Annotated in this window: 12 protein-coding genes; 4 read left to right on the top strand and 8 right to left on the bottom strand. The window is 69.9% G+C overall.

The window, feature by feature from the left end; all coding sequences use genetic code 11:
• The coding region (locus tag ACIO3S_RS20655) for an NUDIX hydrolase (RefSeq protein WP_400467537.1) at window positions 1-591 on the top strand (591 nt) is incomplete at its 5' end.
• A 15-nt stretch (window positions 592-606) separates the two neighbouring features.
• Here ACIO3S_RS20655 and ACIO3S_RS20650 read toward each other — a convergent pair.
• The 4 genes from ACIO3S_RS20650 to ACIO3S_RS20635 all read right to left on the bottom strand — a co-directional run bounded on the left by ACIO3S_RS20650 (window position 607) and on the right by ACIO3S_RS20635 (window position 4,446).
• Window positions 607-1,128 (bottom strand): putative immunity protein, encoded by a 522-nt coding sequence (locus ACIO3S_RS20650; protein WP_400467535.1) that lies wholly within the window; start codon window positions 1,126-1,128, stop codon window positions 607-609.
• Window positions 1,129-1,140: 12 nt separating this feature from the next.
• Window positions 1,141-2,115, bottom strand: a complete 975-nt coding sequence (locus ACIO3S_RS20645; RefSeq protein WP_378885702.1) for a ribose-phosphate diphosphokinase — start codon at window positions 2,113-2,115, stop codon at window positions 1,141-1,143.
• Between the two features lie 74 nt (window positions 2,116-2,189).
• Window positions 2,190-3,644, bottom strand: coding sequence for a bifunctional UDP-N-acetylglucosamine diphosphorylase/glucosamine-1-phosphate N-acetyltransferase GlmU (gene glmU, locus ACIO3S_RS20640; protein ID WP_400467533.1), 1,455 nt, complete (start codon window positions 3,642-3,644; stop codon window positions 2,190-2,192).
• Window positions 3,645-3,687: 43 nt separating this feature from the next.
• Entirely contained in the window at window positions 3,688-4,446 is a 759-nt protein-coding gene (locus ACIO3S_RS20635; protein WP_400467531.1) for an SDR family oxidoreductase, read from the bottom strand.
• Between the two features lie 102 nt (window positions 4,447-4,548).
• On the opposite strand from ACIO3S_RS20635, the gene ACIO3S_RS20630 reads away from it, so the two are divergent.
• Window positions 4,549-5,391, top strand: a complete 843-nt coding sequence (locus ACIO3S_RS20630; protein ID WP_400467529.1) for a helix-turn-helix transcriptional regulator — start codon at window positions 4,549-4,551, stop codon at window positions 5,389-5,391.
• Here the strand turns inward: ACIO3S_RS20630 and ACIO3S_RS20625 are convergent.
• Window positions 5,388-7,517 (bottom strand): SpoIIE family protein phosphatase, encoded by a 2,130-nt coding sequence (locus tag ACIO3S_RS20625; protein WP_400467527.1) that lies wholly within the window; start codon window positions 7,515-7,517, stop codon window positions 5,388-5,390. The two genes, ACIO3S_RS20630 and ACIO3S_RS20625, sit on opposite strands and share 4 nt — an antisense overlap.
• Window positions 7,518-7,693: 176 nt before the next feature.
• On the opposite strand from ACIO3S_RS20625, the gene ACIO3S_RS20620 reads away from it, so the two are divergent.
• Window positions 7,694-13,015, top strand: a complete 5,322-nt coding sequence (locus tag ACIO3S_RS20620) for a HAMP domain-containing protein (RefSeq protein WP_400467525.1) — start codon at window positions 7,694-7,696, stop codon at window positions 13,013-13,015.
• A 76-nt stretch (window positions 13,016-13,091) separates the two neighbouring features.
• On the top strand, window positions 13,092-13,721 hold the full coding sequence (locus tag ACIO3S_RS20615; protein WP_400467523.1) for a two-component system response regulator: 630 nt from the start codon (window positions 13,092-13,094) through the stop codon (window positions 13,719-13,721).
• A 15-nt stretch (window positions 13,722-13,736) separates the two neighbouring features.
• On the opposite strand, the gene ACIO3S_RS20610 is transcribed toward ACIO3S_RS20615, so the two are convergent.
• From ACIO3S_RS20610 to ACIO3S_RS20600, 3 genes are read right to left on the bottom strand one after another with little or no spacing between them, the layout of a single operon-like run.
• Complete coding sequence (locus ACIO3S_RS20610; protein ID WP_160027198.1) at window positions 13,737-13,973, bottom strand: DUF6752 domain-containing protein; 237 nt, start codon at window positions 13,971-13,973, stop codon at window positions 13,737-13,739.
• Window position 13,974: 1 nt separating this feature from the next.
• Window positions 13,975-15,573 (bottom strand): class I SAM-dependent methyltransferase, encoded by a 1,599-nt coding sequence (locus tag ACIO3S_RS20605; RefSeq protein ID WP_400467520.1) that lies wholly within the window; start codon window positions 15,571-15,573, stop codon window positions 13,975-13,977.
• Complete coding sequence (locus ACIO3S_RS20600; RefSeq protein WP_141806140.1) at window positions 15,570-16,001, bottom strand: adenylyltransferase/cytidyltransferase family protein; 432 nt, start codon at window positions 15,999-16,001, stop codon at window positions 15,570-15,572. Before ACIO3S_RS20600 ends, ACIO3S_RS20605 begins: the two co-directional genes overlap by 4 nt.
• Window positions 16,002-16,019: the final 18 nt, after the last annotated feature.

Raw genomic sequence — 16,019 nt, 5'->3', positions numbered from 1 at the left:
GCGGCCGGCGAAGCCGGCGGCCGCAGGCCGTCCTTGACTCCGGGGTTCGTCGAGAAGACCCTCGAAAACGGGTCGGCGGCCCACCCCAACCCCGATGAACCCCCGGCTACCGTGAGAAACGTGCCGATCCCAGACTTCATCGTCGCCCTCCGCCAGAAGATAGGTACAGAGCTGCTCTGGCTCCCCGGCGTAACAGCAGTAGTACGCAGAGACGACGAGAACCTCCTGGTGCAGCGCGCAGACAACCTGAGATGGACACCGATCACCGGGATCGTCGACCCCGGCGAACAGCCGGCGACGGCAGCAGTACGCGAGGCGAAGGAGGAGACCGGGGTGGACATCGTGGTCGACCGGCTGGCATCGGCGGGCGCGACGAGCCCGATCGTCTACCCCAACGGGGATCGTGCGGTCTACATGGACCTCACGTTCAGCTGCACATGGCGCTCGGGCGAGGCGTACGTCGCCGATGACGAGTCCGCGGATGTCGGCTGGTTCCGCGTGGACGAGCTCCCGGAGATGCCTCCGGAGCTCCGGGCGCGGATCGACGCCGCCCTCTCCGACGAGACCGAGGCGCGGTTCGTCGCACCGTGAGCGCGGGACCCGTCGTCAGCCGGACGCTCGCAGTCGGCTGTCGAGGACACTCATGAGCTCCGCGACACGGTTCTTGCCGGCCGGCACGACCGGATAGCGCGCGAGTACGTCGAGCAGCACCGGGCTCGCACGCTCGACCGCACGGTCCAGGGACGCCACGGCAGCCCCAGGCTCGGAGATCTCCGCGATCCGGGCGACGCTGGCTGCCGCACGCAGGATGTGCCCGACCTGAGCAGCGTCGGCGAGCGGATGGAGGTAAGCGGCCGACGCGGCATCGCCGGCGCTTCGGGCGGCCAGCCGAGCCGCCTCAGAAGGGGCCTCCTTGGCCGCCCGATGGGCGTCCAGGGACGTGACGCGCTGGAGCTTCGTACGCCTTGCACCACCGACGAACTCCCAGGCCGCATCCAGCGCCAGCCTCGGTCGAGGATCGTCGGGACAGGCCGCCTCGAACAAGGGAAGGACCTCGGCAGCGGTCTCCGCGACGTAGCGGGCGACGACCCGGAGCTCGTCGATCGTGAGCTCGAAGTCGCCCGCCACGAAAGACCAGCGTCAGGCGTGGCCGTCGAACATCGAGGTCACCGAGCCGTCCTCGAAGACCTCGCGGATCGCACGGGCGACCATGGGAGCGATGGAGAGCGTGGTGAGCTTGTCGAACTGCTTCTCCTCCGGCACCGGCAGCGTGTTGGTGATGACGACCTCGAGCGCGGAGGAGTTCTTCAGCCGGTCGACGGCGGGGTCGGAGAGGATCGCGTGGGTGGCGCAGATGATCACGCCGGCGGCGCCGTCGGCCATGAGCGCGTCCGCGGCCTTCACGATCGTGCCACCGGTGTCGATCATGTCGTCGGTCAGGATGCAGATGCGGTCCTTGACCTCACCCACGACGCGGTTGGCGACGGTCTCGTTGGGCCGGTTGATGTCGCGGGTCTTGTGGATGAACGCCAGCGGCGCACCACCGAGCCGGGCCGCCCAGCGCTCGGCGACCTTGATCCGACCGGCGTCGGGAGAGACGACGGCGAGCGGCTGGTTGCCGTACTTGTCCTTGATGTAGTCGGTCAACAGCGGCAGCGCCATCAGGTGGTCGACGGGACCGTCGAAGTAGCCCTGGAGCTGGTCGGCGTGGAGGTCGACGGAGATGATCCGGTCGGCGCCCGCGGTCTTGAACATGTCGGCGACCAGACGGGCCGAGATCGGCTCGCGGCCGCGGTGCTTCTTGTCCTGGCGGGAGTAGCCCCAGAACGGCATCACGACGGTGATCCGCTTGGCCGAGGCGCGCTTGAGGGCGTCGACCATGATCAGGTGCTCCATGAGCCACTGGTTGATCGGCGCCGTGTGCGACTGGATGACGAACGCGTCCGAACCGCGCACCGACTCCTCGTAGCGTACGTAGATCTCGGAGTTGGCGAAGTCGTAGGCCGAGGTCGGCGTCAGCTTCGTTCCCAGAAGGTCGGCGACCTCCTCGGCGAGGACCGGGTGAGCCCGGCCGCTGAAGAGCATCAACTGCTTCTCGGTGGTGCGCTTGGTCATGTGCTGGCTCCTACCCCCGGGGTCACTGCACTTGGATTCTCCATCAACTTCGCTGCCGGACCCAACCCCGGGGGTCACTCGCCTGTCGCCGAGGGTTCACCGAGGATGGGTACGCCCGACTCGAGTGCCTCCTCGGCCGCGGCCGCCTGCGCCGTGCCTGCCCTCTTCGCCAGCGCCCACCCTTCGATGATCCGCTGCTGACCTGCGGAGACGGCCAGCGCACCGGGCGGAACGTCCTCCCGGATGAGGGCCTCGCCACCGGTCGTCGCGCCATCTCCGACGACCACCGGGGCGACAAAGGTCACACCTGACCCCGACTTCACGTGGCGCCCGATCCGGGTCTTGTGCTTGTTGACGCCGTCGTAGTTGGCGAAGATCGTGCCGGCCCCGATGTTGGTGCCCTCGCCGATCGTCGCGTCGCCGACGTAGGACAGGTGCGGCACCTTGGCGCCGGGCCCGATGGTCGAATTCTTGACCTCGACGAAGCCGCCGATCTTGCCCTCCTCGCCGAGCACCGTGCCCGGGCGCAGGTAGGAGAACGGCCCGACGTTGGCACCGGGTCCGACGACGGCGAGCTCTGCCTGCGTACGCACCACCCGGGCGCCGTGGCCGACCTCGGTGTCCTTCAGCGTGCAGTCGGGACCGACCACCGCGTCCTCGTCGATCCGGGTGGCACCGATGAGCTGGGTGCCGGGCAGGATGGTGACGTCGGGCGCGAGCTCGACGTCGGCGTCGATCCAGGTCGTGGCCGGGTCCATCACGGTGACCCCGTCCTTCATCCACCGGGTCACGATCCGATCGTTGAGGATCTTCCCGAGCGCGGCGAGCTGGGCCCGGTCGTTGGCACCCTCGGCCTCGCTGACGTCGTCGAGGACGAACGCGTCCACCCCCAGCCCGTCCGAGACCGCCAGCGCGATCGCGTCGGTGAGGTAGAACTCCTTCTTCGCGTTGTCGTTGCCGATCCGCGGAAGCACCGAGGCCAGGAAGCCCCCGTCGAAGGCGATGATCCCCGAGTTGATCTCGTTGATCGCCCGCTCTTCGTCGCTCGCGTCCTTCTCCTCGACGATCCCGGTGACCCCTGCGTCTCCACGCAGGATCCGGCCGTAGCCGAAGGGCTCCGGGACGATCCCGCTCAGGATCGTCGCGGCCCGGCCGGCGGCCTCGTGGTCGGCCACCAGCGCACGCAGCGACTCACCGCGCAGCAGGGGTGTGTCGCCGTACGTCACCAGGACCGTCCCGCCGGACACCGCGCCGGCCTCGACCGCCACCCGCACGGCGTGCGCCGTGCCGAGCTGCTCGGTCTGGACCGCGATCACGGCCTCGGGCAGGATCTCGGCGATGTGGGGCTCGACCAGCTCGCGCTGGTGTCCCACGACCGCGACGACACGGGACGCCCCGGCCTCCGAGACCGCGGCCAGGACATGGCCCACGAGACTCCGGCCCGCGATCTGGTGGAGCATCTTGGGAGTCTTGGACTTCATCCGGGTGCCGCCACCGGCGGCCAGCACGATCACGGTGAGCTCGCTCATGTTGGCTCAGTCTAGGCCGCCGGGCCCGGCCGCCGATCCGGGGTCAGCGGACCCGTTCCTCGGCCGCGTTGAGGATCCCGATGATCTGGTCGTAGTCGCCGCGAACCTCGGCGTAGCGCAGCAGCTTGACCTGCTCCACGAGCACCTCGTGCGCCTCCGGATCGGCCTCGAGCAGCGCCATCACCTCGTCGACGTACGCCTCGAGCGGCATCGCGTGCTCGGAGCTCTCGTGGCCCGGCATCAGGGCCGTGCGGACCGCCGGCGGGACGAGCTCGGTGACCTGGATCCCGATCGGCTCCAGCTGCATCCGGATCGACTCGGAGAGCTGGTGGATCGCTGCCTTCGTGGCGTTGTAGGTGGGCGTGAACCGCAGCGGCGTGTGGGCCAGCCCCGAGGAGACGGTGAGGATCGTGGCGCCGGGACGCTCGCGCAGCTGCGGCACCAGCGCGTCGATGAGCCGGATCGGACCGAGCAGATTGGTCACCACGGTCTCCTCGGCATCGGCGAGGAAGCCTCGCGTGGTCCAGTCCTCAGGGCGCATGATCCCGGCCATCGCGACGAGCATGTTCAGGTCCGGGAAGCGGCTGACCACGTCGGCGGTCGCCTCCGCGATCGAGGCGGCGTCGGCGGTGTCGATGCGGACGGTCTCGAAGCCGTGCACCTGGGCGAGCTCGGAGAGCAGCGACGTACGCCTGCCGCCGATGATGACGGTGTTGCCGCGCTCCTTGAGGCGCAGGGCGAGAGCGAGGCCGATCCCGGAGGTCGCGCCGGGGATGAAGATGGTGTTTCCGGTGATGTTCATGGCTCCACCCTGCGGCGGCGGCTCCGTCTGCGGGAGAGACCTGGTGATCGTGGGATCGGCGGTCCCTGGCTGCGTACGATCCCACCCCGCATCATGGATGCCATGGACCGCGCCTCCCTCGCCGACTTCCTCCGACGCCGCCGTGAGGCGCTCCGCCCTCAGGACGTCGGGCTGGTCGCCGGACCGCGCCGGCGCACGCCGGGCCTGCGCCGTGAGGAGGTAGCCGCGCTGACCGGGATGTCGACCGACTACTACGTACGCCTCGAGCAGCAGCGCGGCCCGCAGCCCTCCGAGCAGATGCTCTCCGCGCTCGCCCGGGCGCTGCGCCTGACCGTCGACGAGCGCGACCACCTCTACCGGCTGGCCGGACACAACGCCCCGCGGCGTACGTTCGAGGACGGCCACGTCGCCCCGGCGCTGCTGCGCGTGCTGGACCGGCTCGAGGACACTCCGGCGATGATCATGTCCGCGCTAGGCGAGACGCTGGTCGCCAACCGGCTAGCGACCACGATCTTCGGGGACCGGGTGGCGCTGACCGGCTGGGACCGCTGCGAGGCCTACCGCTGGTTCACCGACCCCTCGACGCGGGGCGTCTACCCGCCGGACTACCACGAGACGCACGGCCGGGGTCTCGTGGCGAGCCTGCGGATGGCCTACGGGGCACTCGGCGAGAAGTCCCGCGCCGGCGAGCTCGTGCGTCTCCTGCTCGACAGGTCCGAGGAGTTCCGCGAGCTATGGGAACGGCACGAGGTCACCCACCGCTACGAGGACCACAAGACGCTGCTGCACCCGCAGGTCGGCCGCATCGACGTCGACTGCCAGGTGCTGTCCACCCAGGACCAGGGCCAGGCCCTGCTGGTGCTGACGCCGGTGCCCGGCAGCGAGGCGGAGGAGAAGATCCGGCTGCTCGCGGTGCTCGGTCACGAGGAGTTCAGCGCGCCCTAGGAAACCGCGCCCCTGCCCAGGTCGAGGACGAGGACGGCCATGTCGTCGGAGGGCGGCGCGGCGGAGAAGTCGGCGACCGCCCGCAGCAGCCGGTCGGCGACGACCTGCGCTCCGACGTCGATGCCCGTGGCGAGGACGGCCTCGACCCCGGCCTCCTCGAACATCGTGTCCCCGGCGCGCCGCTCGAGGACACCGTCGGTGACGACGACGAGCCGGTCGCCCCGCTCCACCGTCACCTCCTCCTCGATGTAGTCGACCGCATCGAGCACCCCGAGAAGAGCCTGCGACCGGCCCACCCGTCGGGCGGAGACGCCGGGCCGGGCACGGGTGACCAGGAACGGCGGCGGATGGCCAGCACAGACGAGCCGCACCCGGAAGCGGGACGCGGAGGTGACCTCGAGCGTGCCGCACACCAGCGTGATGAACCTGCCCCGCAGGCCTTCGTCGCTGATCGCGGCATTGAGCCGCTCCAGGGTCGGCGCGATCGGGATGCCGGCCCGCATCAGCGCGCGCACGGTGTGCCGCGACATCCCGGCGACCGCGGCCGCCTCCGGCCCGACGCCGCACACGTCGCCCACCATGAAACCCCAGCGCCCGGCGCCGAGCGCGAAGATGTCGTAGAAGTCGCCGCCGGCTTCGTTGAACTCGCCGGTCGGCTCGTAGCCGACCCCGATGTCGACACCCGGGATCTCCGGCAGGACGGCCGGCAGCAGGCTGCGCTGCAGGGAGCGGCCGATCTCCTGGAGCTCGGTGTGGGCCCGGGCGTTGTCGATGGCCAGTGCCGCCCGGCGGGCCACCGCCTCCGCCACCATCAGGCGCTCGCGACGCAGCGGCTCACCGGCCGGCCGCCCGAGGGTGAGCCAGCCGATGATCCGGTTGCGCGCCTCCAGCGGAAGGATCGCGACCTCACCCTCGACATCGGGCTCGGCTGGAGCCTCGGGGCCTTCCGGCTCCGCCTCCGCCAACGCGTCCCGCACCGCGTCGAGCTGGTGCTCGTCGGCGTGCCAGGCGAACTGGAGCCGAGGATGGTCACGCACGTCGTTGAGGTAGATGCCGCACCACGTCGCCAGCCGCGGCACCACGATCTGCCCGGTCATCGCGGTCGTCGTCTCCAGGTCCAGCGACGCGGCCAGCATCACGCTGGCCTCGCTCTGGAACGTCAGCCATGCCCGGCGCTCGCTGTCGGCAGCCCGCGTGGACGCCCGGTCGACGCTCGGCGCGGCCCAGTCCGCCACCCTCTGCAGCTCGGCGCCGTCCTCGGTGGCGAAGCCGCCCGACTCCTTCTTCGCGACCGCCAACGTGCCGATCACCCGGCCCTCGAAGGCCACCGGTGCGGTCACCAGCGAGCGCAGCTCGAGCTCTCGGAGCAGCTCGACCGGCGTTGCCCGCAGGTCGCCGATCGCCAGCGGACGGAACGAGGCCCTGAGGCTCGGCGCGCCGGCCTCGCCACGGCGCACGCTCCTCCCCTCGATCGGCGTAGCCTCCCCGCTCGTCGCGGCCACCACGAACCGGTCCTCCATCTCGTCCTCGAGCAGGAGGTACGCAGCATCGGCGTCGAATCGCTCCCGGGTCTGCTCCACCACGAGGTCGAGGATGTCGGCGAGCGCGAGCTGGTTGAGGGCGAGCCCGCTCAGTCCCAGCGGATCCCGGCCGGGCGTGGCCACGCTCTCGCGGCGGCGTACGTCCTTGCCCTCCGGGACTCCCCCGTTGGGCGAATCCGCGTCGAGGGTCGCCTCCACGAGCGCGAACGCGGCCCACACCCGCTTGTGGTCCCGGCGGTACTCCACGCCCCAGGCCGTCGCCAGCGCCGAGGTGATGAGCAGCCCACGCCCGTGCTCGCCGGCCCCGGGCCGGGCGTTCGCACCGACCGGGAGCACCCGGGTCGGGTGCTGGTCGAAGACGTCGATGCGGAGTCGGTCCTCCTCGCGTACGACCGCCACGGTCATGGGCGTGCCGGCGTGGGTCACGGCGTTGGTCACCAGCTCGCTGGTCAGCAGGACCACGTCGTCGAGGAGGTCGTCGAGGCCCCACTCGACCAGCACCGAGCGCGCGAAACGGCGCGCTTCGGAGACCGACGTCGCTGCCGGCTCGAAGGTGCGCGAGTGCGTCTTGACTCCGGTGCTCATGACCACCGCCGATTGTGCACCCGTTTGGCGCCGGTATGGCACTGATCACGGCAAGGTACCGGCAGGTAGGTCAAGGAATTACCAGAATCGGTGGTGAACGACCATTTGTGAGCCACGGTGAGCCGCGGAGTGCGACACTTCAGCAGACGCATGTCTCAGCGCGAGAGGAGGCAGGGATGTCCTCATCGGTGGACTCATCGAGGTCGACCATGCTGCCCGAGCAGGTGACGGTCGATCAGGTCACGCTGCGCCAGCTCAAGGACGCGATGGCTGCGATGCGCGACGGCGTCTTCACCGGCCGGCTGGAGCCGGTCGACGGGCCCCTCGGTGATCTGGCGTCCATCCACAACGAGATCGCCGAACGGCTGAACCACCTGACCGGCGAGATCGCGCGCGTACGTCGCGAGGCGGGCCGCGACGGCCACCACGACGAGCGGCTCCGGCCGAGCATCGGCGGCGGTGCCTGGGCCGGTGCCGTCGAGGACGCCAACAAGCTGGTCGCCGACCTGGCACGCCCCACCGCCGACGTCGCCCGGGTCGTCGCGGCGGTCTCCGCGGGCGACCTCACCCAGACGATGGACGTACGCCACGGCAGCCGCGCCCTCAAGGGCGACCCGCTGCTGGTCGCCAAGAGCGTGAACGGCCTGGTCGCCCAGCTCGCCACGATCACCGAGGAGATCGCCAGGGTCACCCGCGAGGTCGGCACCGAGGGCAAGCTCGGTGGCCGCGCCCGGGTGCGGAACGCCTCCGGCACCTGGCGCGACCTCGTCGACGCGGTCAACACGATGTCCTCGCGGCTGACCGCCCAGGTCCGCGACATCGCCGAGGTCACCACCGCCGTCGCCAACGGCGACCTGTCCCGCACGGTCACCATCGAGGTCTCCGGCGAGATGGCGCAGCTCAAGGACACCGTCGACCGGATGGTCGGCCAGCTGTCCTCGTTCGCCGCCGAGGTCACCCGTGTCGCCCGCGAGGTCGGCACCGAAGGCCGTCTCGGCGGCCAGGCCGACGTGCGCGGCGTCTCCGGCACCTGGCGCGACCTCACCGACTCGGTCAACACGATGGCCTCCAACCTGACCTCCCAGGTACGCGGGATCTCCTCGGTCGCCAAGGCCGTCGCCCGCGGCGACCTGTCGCAGCAGATCACCGTCACCGCGCGCGGTGAGGTCGCCGAGCTCGCCGAGACGCTCAACTCGATGACCGCCACCCTGCAGACCTTCGCCGACGAGGTCACCCGTGTCGCCCGCGAGGTCGGCACCGAGGGCATCCTCGGAGGCCAGGCCGAGGTTCCCGGTGTCGCCGGCCGGTGGAAGGACCTCACCGACTCGGTGAACTCGATGGCGAGCAACCTGACCAACCAGGTCCGCGACATCGCCCAGGTCACCACCGCGGTGGCCGGCGGCGACCTGTCCCAGAAGATCACCGTCGACGTACGCGGCGAGCTCTACGAGCTCAAGACCACCGTCAACACCATGGTCGACCAGCTCTCCGCCTTCGCCGACGAGGTGACGCGTGTCGCCCGCGAGGTCGGCACCGAAGGCATGCTGGGCGGCCAGGCCGAGGTGCCGGGCGTCGGCGGTCGCTGGAAGGACCTCACCGACTCCGTCAACTCGATGGCGACCAACCTGACCAACCAGGTCCGCAACATCGCCCAGGTCACCACCGCGGTCGCGGGCGGCGACCTGTCCCAGAAGATCACCGTCGACGTACGCGGCGAGCTCGCCGAGCTCAAGACCACCGTCAACACCATGGTTGACCAGCTCTCCGCCTTCGCCGACGAGGTCACCCGCGTCGCCCGCGAGGTCGGCGGCGAGGGTCAGCTCGGCGGCCAGGCAGCGGTGCCGGGCGTCTCCGGCACCTGGCGCGACCTGACCGACTCGGTGAACTTCATGGCCGGCACGCTGACCGCCCAGGTCCGCAACATCGCCCAGGTGACGACAGCGGTGGCCCGTGGCGACCTGAGCCGGCAGATCACCGTCGACGCCCGCGGCGAGATCCTCGAGCTCAAGTCGACCATCAACACCATGGTCGACCAGCTCTCCTCCTTCGCGGCCGAGGTCACCCGCGTCGCCCGCGAGGTCGGCACCGAGGGCAAGCTCGGCGGCCAGGCCGACGTGCACGACGTCTCCGGCACCTGGAAGGACCTCACCGACTCGGTCAACTCGATGGCCTCCAACCTGACCTCCCAGGTCCGCAACATCGCCCAGGTCACCACCGCGGTGGCCCGTGGCGACCTGACCCAGAAGATCACCGTCGACGCCCGGGGCGAGATCCTCGAGCTCAAGTCGACCATCAACACCATGGTCGACCAGCTCGGCTCGTTCGCCGACGAGGTCACCCGGGTTGCCCGCGAGGTCGGCACCGAGGGCGCGCTCGGTGGCCAGGCCCAGGTGCCGGGCGTCGCCGGCACCTGGCGCGACCTGACCGTCTCGGTGAACTCGATGGCCTCCAACCTGACCAACCAGGTCCGCAGCATCGCCCAGGTCTCCAAGGCGGTCTCGCAGGGCGACCTGTCGCAGAAGATCTCCATCGAGGCCCGCGGTGAGGTCGCCGCCCTGGCCGGCACCCTGAACGCGATGGTCGACACGCTGCGTACCTTCGCGGACGAGGTCACCCGTGTCGCCCGCGAGGTCGGCACCGAGGGATCACTGGGCGGTCAGGCACACGTACGCGGCGTGGCCGGCACCTGGAAGGACCTCACCGACTCGGTCAACTCGATGGCCTCCAACCTGACCTCCCAGGTCCGCAACATCGCCCAGGTCACCACCGCCGTCGCCCGCGGCGACCTGACCCAGAAGATCACCGTCGACGCCCGCGGCGAGATCCTCGAGCTCAAGTCCACGGTCAACACCATGGTCGACCAGCTCTCCTCCTTCGCCGACGAGGTCACCCGTGTGGCCCGCGAGGTCGGCACCGAGGGCAAGCTCGGCGGCCAGGCCGAGGTCGCCGACGTCTCCGGCACCTGGCGCGGGCTCACCGAGAACGTCAACCAGCTCGCGAGCACGCTGACCACCCAGCTCCGCGCGATCGCCGAGGTCTCCGCGGCGGTGACCCAGGGCGACCTGAGCCGGCAGATCACCGTCGGGGCCGCCGGCGAGGTGGCCGACCTGAAGGACAACCTCAACGAGATGATCGACTCGCTGCGGGAGACCACCAGGGCCAACGAGGACCAGGACTGGCTCAAGACCAACCTGGCCCGGTTCACCGGCCACATGCAGGGCGGGCGCGACCTGCTCGAGGTCGCCCGGCTGATCGTCTCCGAACTCACCCCGCTCGTCGGGGCGCAACAGGGCTCGATCTTCCTCACCGACCAGTCCTCCGAGCACGTCGGACCGAAGGTCCTGCGCCGGATCGCCTCCTACGGCTACCAGCCGAGCGCTGACGTCCCCGACGTCTTCGCCGTCGGCGAGGGCCTGGTCGGGCAGGCTGCCTACGACCGCCAGCCGATCATCGTCCGCGACGTACCGGCCGACTTCCTGCGGATCTCCTCGGGCCACGGGTCGGCGGCACCGACCTCGATCGTGGTGCTCCCGGTGGCGTTCGAGGAGAAGGTGATCGGTGTCGTCGAGCTGGCCTCGTTCCGGCCCTTCAGCGCCGTCCACATGCAGTTCCTCGAGCAGCTCGCGGAGTCGATCGGGGTCTCGCTCAACGCGATCATGGCCAGCTCCCGCACCGAGGAGCTGCTGGTCGAGTCGCAGCGTCTCGCCGCCGAGCTGCAGGACAAGCAGGACGAGGGCGAGCGTCAGCAGGTGGAGCTGCAGCAGACCAACGCGGCCCTCGAGGAGAAGGCTCGCCAGCTCGCCGACCAGAACCAGGCGATCGAGATCAAGAACCTCGAGATCGAGGATGCCCGGCGCGGTCTGGAGGAGCGCGCCGAGCAGCTCGCCCTCTCGTCTCGCTACAAGTCCGAGTTCCTGGCCAACATGTCGCACGAGCTGCGCACACCGCTCAACTCGCTGCTCATCCTGGCGCGGCTGCTCTCCGACAACGTCGACGGCAACCTCAACTCCCGCCAGGTGGAGTACTCCCGCACCATCCACGGTGCCGGCACCGATCTCCTCCAGCTGATCAACGACATCCTCGACCTGTCCAAGGTCGAGGCGGGGAAGATGGACGTCCACGTCACCGACGTCGCGGTGACCTCGGTGGTCGAGTACGTCGAGGCGACCTTCCGGCCGCTGACCGCCGAGAAGGACCTCGACTTCATCGTCAGCGTCGACCCCGACGTGCCCCGCGTGCTGCGTTCGGACCAGCATCGGCTGCAGCAGGTGCTGCGCAACCTGCTCTCCAACGCGGTGAAGTTCACCGACGGCGGCGGCGTCCGGCTGCTGATCCGCAACGCCTCCGGCGAGCGCTTCTCCACACCCGGCCTGCAGCAGGCCGACGCGGTGCTGGCGTTCTCGGTGGTCGACACCGGCATCGGCATCCCGCCGGAGAAGCTGAAGGTCATCTTCGAGGCGTTCCAGCAGGCCGACGGCACGATCAGCCGCAAGTTCGGCGGCACCGGCCTCGGCCTGTCGATCAGCCGCGAGGTCGCCCACCTGATCGGCGGCGAGATCCAGGTCAAGAGCGACCCCGGACACGGCAGCTCCTTCACGCTGTACGTCCCCAGGATCAGCTCCGGGACGATCGAGGCGCAGCCACCGACGCCTGCTGTCGACGAGCAGAGTGCGACCGACAGGAGACCCGACCAGGTCCTGCTGGTCCTCAGCGGCGGCAGCGACGAGTCCGGTCCCGGCACCAGCGCCGTCGTGGAGGCCCTGTTCGGCTCGGTCGACGAGGTCGAGACGGTCTTCGGCACATCGCCCGAGGAGGCTCAGGCGGTCCTGGCCGACCGCGACGTCGACTGTGTGGTGCTGGATCTTCCGCTGGCGGACGGTGGTTTCGACGTGCTCCGCTGGATGCGCACCCACAAGCGCACCAAGAACATCCCTGTCGTGCTGAGCCGGGTCGGCGAGGTGACCAAGGCCCAACAGAGCCGCCTGGACAGGTACGCCCAGGCGATGACCCTCAAGACGCCGGCAACCACCGAGGAGGCGATCGACGACGTGAGCGTGCTGCTGGGCCGTCCAGGGGCGCAGCCCCCCAGGACGTACGTCCCCGAGCCGGCCGATCCGAACGGCCAGTTCGTGGGTCGCAGGATCCTGATCGTCGACGACGACGTACGCAACGTCTTCGCGCTCACCAGCGCGCTCGAGCAGCACGGCATCGACGTGATCTATGCGGAGTCCGGGGAGGCCGGGATCGAGGCGCTCCAGCGGGAGCCTGGTGTCGATCTGGTGCTGATGGACATCATGATGCCGGGCATGGACGGCCTGACCGCGATGCGCCTGATCCGGGACATCCCGCAGTTCAAGAGCCTGCCGATGATCGCGCTGACCGCGAAGGCGATGACCGGTGACCGCGAGGACAGCCTCGCCGCCGGCGCCTCGGAGTACATCACCAAGCCGGTCGACGTCGCCGACCTGCTCTCGCTGTTCCGGTTGTGGTTGTCATGAGCGAGCGCCAGCGAGCGACAGCAGGCCTCAGGCCGCCGCTTCCGTACTCTCTGCTTTTCACTACGGAGGCGGCGGTATGAGCGAACGGCAGGGGACCGCGAAGATCCTCCTCGTCGACGACCATGCCGCCAACCTGGTCGCGCTCGAGGCCATCCTCGGCTCGCTCGACCAGACCCTCGTCCGTGCGGGGTCCGGCGAGGACGCACTCCGCGCCCTGCTCCACGACGACTTCGCGCTGATCCTGCTCGACGCGCAGATGCCGGGGATGGACGGCTTCGAGACGGCCACCCGCATCAAGGCGCGCGAACGCACCAAGGACGTCCCGATCATCTTCCTGACCGCCAACGACTTCGACACCCACCTCGCCTATCGCGGCTACGCGACCGGCGCCGCCGACTTCCTCGCCAAGCCGTTCGACCCGTGGCTGCTGCGGGCGAAGGTGCAGGTCTTCGTCGACCTGTGGCACGCCAGCCGCAAGCTCAGCACCCAGGCCGACCTGCTGCGCCGGTCCCTGGACGAGCGAGCCGCTCAGCCCGGTCGGGTCGACGTCGACGTCGTCACCGACCTCCGGTCCCGACTCGCCGGGGTGGAGGAGGCCGTGGCCGATCTCGACGCCGTCGGTGACATCGGCATCGGCGGCGATGCCCGCCGCCGCCTCGGAAACCGGCTCGCAGATCTCAGGCAGGCGCTCGACGCCCTGGGGTGATCAGACCAGAAGGGGTCAGATCCGTGCGCGGTAGGCCGCGAGGACCTGCTCCACCTTCTCCTTGTCGGCGTCCTGCAGCGGGATGAGAAGCTCAGCGACCACGTCGGTCAGCTCGGCGACGCGCCGGTTGAGCTGACGCTGCTCCTGCACCTCGGCCTCGAGCGCCTCGATGCGGCGCACCAGCGAGGCACGCGTACGGGCGGCGTCGCGGGCACCGCGAGCGATGTTCTTGATGCCGGAATCGTCGGACATGTCAGTTTCCTTCTGCACGGTTGAGGGACGGCCACGAGGCGCGGAGCCGCGCGACGCCCGGCAACGGGTTGCCGAGCATGTCCTGGCCTTCGTTGATCCCGAGGTGCTCGACCACGCCGCCGGCTGCCTCGATCTCGGCCTGGACGAGGGCGGGGTCGACGCGGCGTACGAGGCCTTCGGGCTGCGGCTCGGGAAGGTTCTCACCGATGACCGCGAACTCGAGGTAGAGCTTGCCGCCGCTGGGCCTCAGCGCCATCTTCGCCAGGGTCCAGAGCTGGCTCCGGGCCGCGCCGTCGAGGCAGCCGATCAGGTCTCGGGCATAGAGATGGTGCGGGTCGCGGGCCAGTCGCGCACCCAGCGCCAGCGTCGAACGGAGCTCGCCGAGGATGAGCTGCTCGGAGACCAGGGGAAGCTTGTGGCGCTCGGCCCGGCGGCGTACGGCGGCCACCGCGGCGCGGGAGAAGTCCACCGAGTGCACCTGGTGTCCCTTGCGGGCGAAGAAGCGAGCGTCACGCCCGATCGCGCCGGCGCCGATGTCGACCACCTTCGCGTCCTCGGGCAGCTGCCTCTGGACCCACGCGCCGAAGGCCGACTGCTTGCTCTCGAGCTCGCTCCCGTGGGTGTTGTGGAACTCGGTCCAGTGCCCCATGTCGGTGCGGAAGCCACGCAGCCAGCCGTCCAGACGGCGTACGCCGGCCGGCGGGTCGGCGTACTTGAACGACGGGTCCGGGGTGCGCCACTTCGGGCCGTAGATGAAGGCCAGCATCTCCTCGGGCTCGGCGGGAGCCGGGAAGTCGTAGCCGTGCAGGTTGATCGTCGAGACCGGCACGATCGCCTCGCGGCGCAGGCGTCCGGAGCGGTTGCCGAGCTGGTAGAAGACCGGCTCGCCGTCCTTGTCGGGCACGTAGAACGCCACGAAGATGTCGATGTGCACCTTGCGGCCGTCCGAGACCTGGTGCAGCACCTTGATGTCGCCGCCGGACATCCGCAGGACGCTCCAGCCGCGTTCGCGCATGGTGCGCTCGATGGCGTACGACTCGGAGATGATCTCGGCGGGGACGGTGTGCTTGGAGAGGTAGCAGACGTCGGTGTCGGAGTCGTGGCCGAGCATCCGGCCCTCGCGGATCGCGCCGAGGAGCGCGCCGTAGTTGAGGTAGGCCTCGACGCCGACCACGTCGCGGAGGTCGGCGAGGACGCGCTGGGTGCCGTCGAGGATCTCCTCGCGGATCTTCTCGTCGGTGGCCTCGAAGGAGCGGGTGAGGTGGCCGACCTTGTCGACGCTGAGCGGGTTGCCGCCGCCGTCGACGATCGAGATGCTGCCCTCACCGGAGCCGAGGACGACCTTGTCCTCGAAGAGCACCTCGCCCTCGTAGTCGGCGATGGTGATCGTCGCGGTGCCGTCCAGGAACCGGGTGAGCACGGTGGGCCACGGCACCATGGTGCCCCCGTCGACCGGGTGGCCGTCGCGCTCAGGCGTAAGGGACCAGACGTACTGGCCGTCGACGGAGAGAATCAGGACCGGCGTCGAGGAGTCCCGGACGAGGACCCCTTCGTCGGAGATCTCGAACTGTCCGCCAGGAGTGGGGGCACTGCCGGTCACGAGACCTGGGCATCCTCTCGCGCGATGGCCTTCCGCAGAGCGGTGCTGCTGGTCTGGAGCGTGTAGGGGAAGTAGACGACCTCGACACCGACCGACGCCATCTTCTTCTCGAGCGCGTCGCCCTTCTCGGTGCCCTTCCAGTCATCGCCCTTGAAGAGGTGGGTGAACCCGACCTCGCGCCAGGAGTCGACCTTGTCGGTGGTGCGCTCGGCGTAGACCGCGTCCACGATCCCGATCGCCTCGACGATCTCCAGCCTCTCGACGAGCGGGACGGTCGGGATGATCCCCTTGGTCGTCTCGCAGACCTCGTCGGAGACCACACCCGCGATCAACGTGTCGCAGCGCTCTCGCGCCTGGCGCAGCATGTTGAGGTGACCGATGTGGAAGAGATCGAACACGCCAGGTACGTAACCGATGACCGGTCCCATGCCCACGCTTCCTCCAAG

This window comes from Nocardioides sp. NPDC087217, from assembly GCF_044744805.1.
Taxonomy (GTDB): Bacteria; Actinomycetota; Actinomycetes; order Propionibacteriales; family Nocardioidaceae; genus Nocardioides.
The sequence above is the reverse complement of the archived record's forward strand: the minus strand, read 5'-3'. Positions and strand labels throughout refer to the sequence as shown.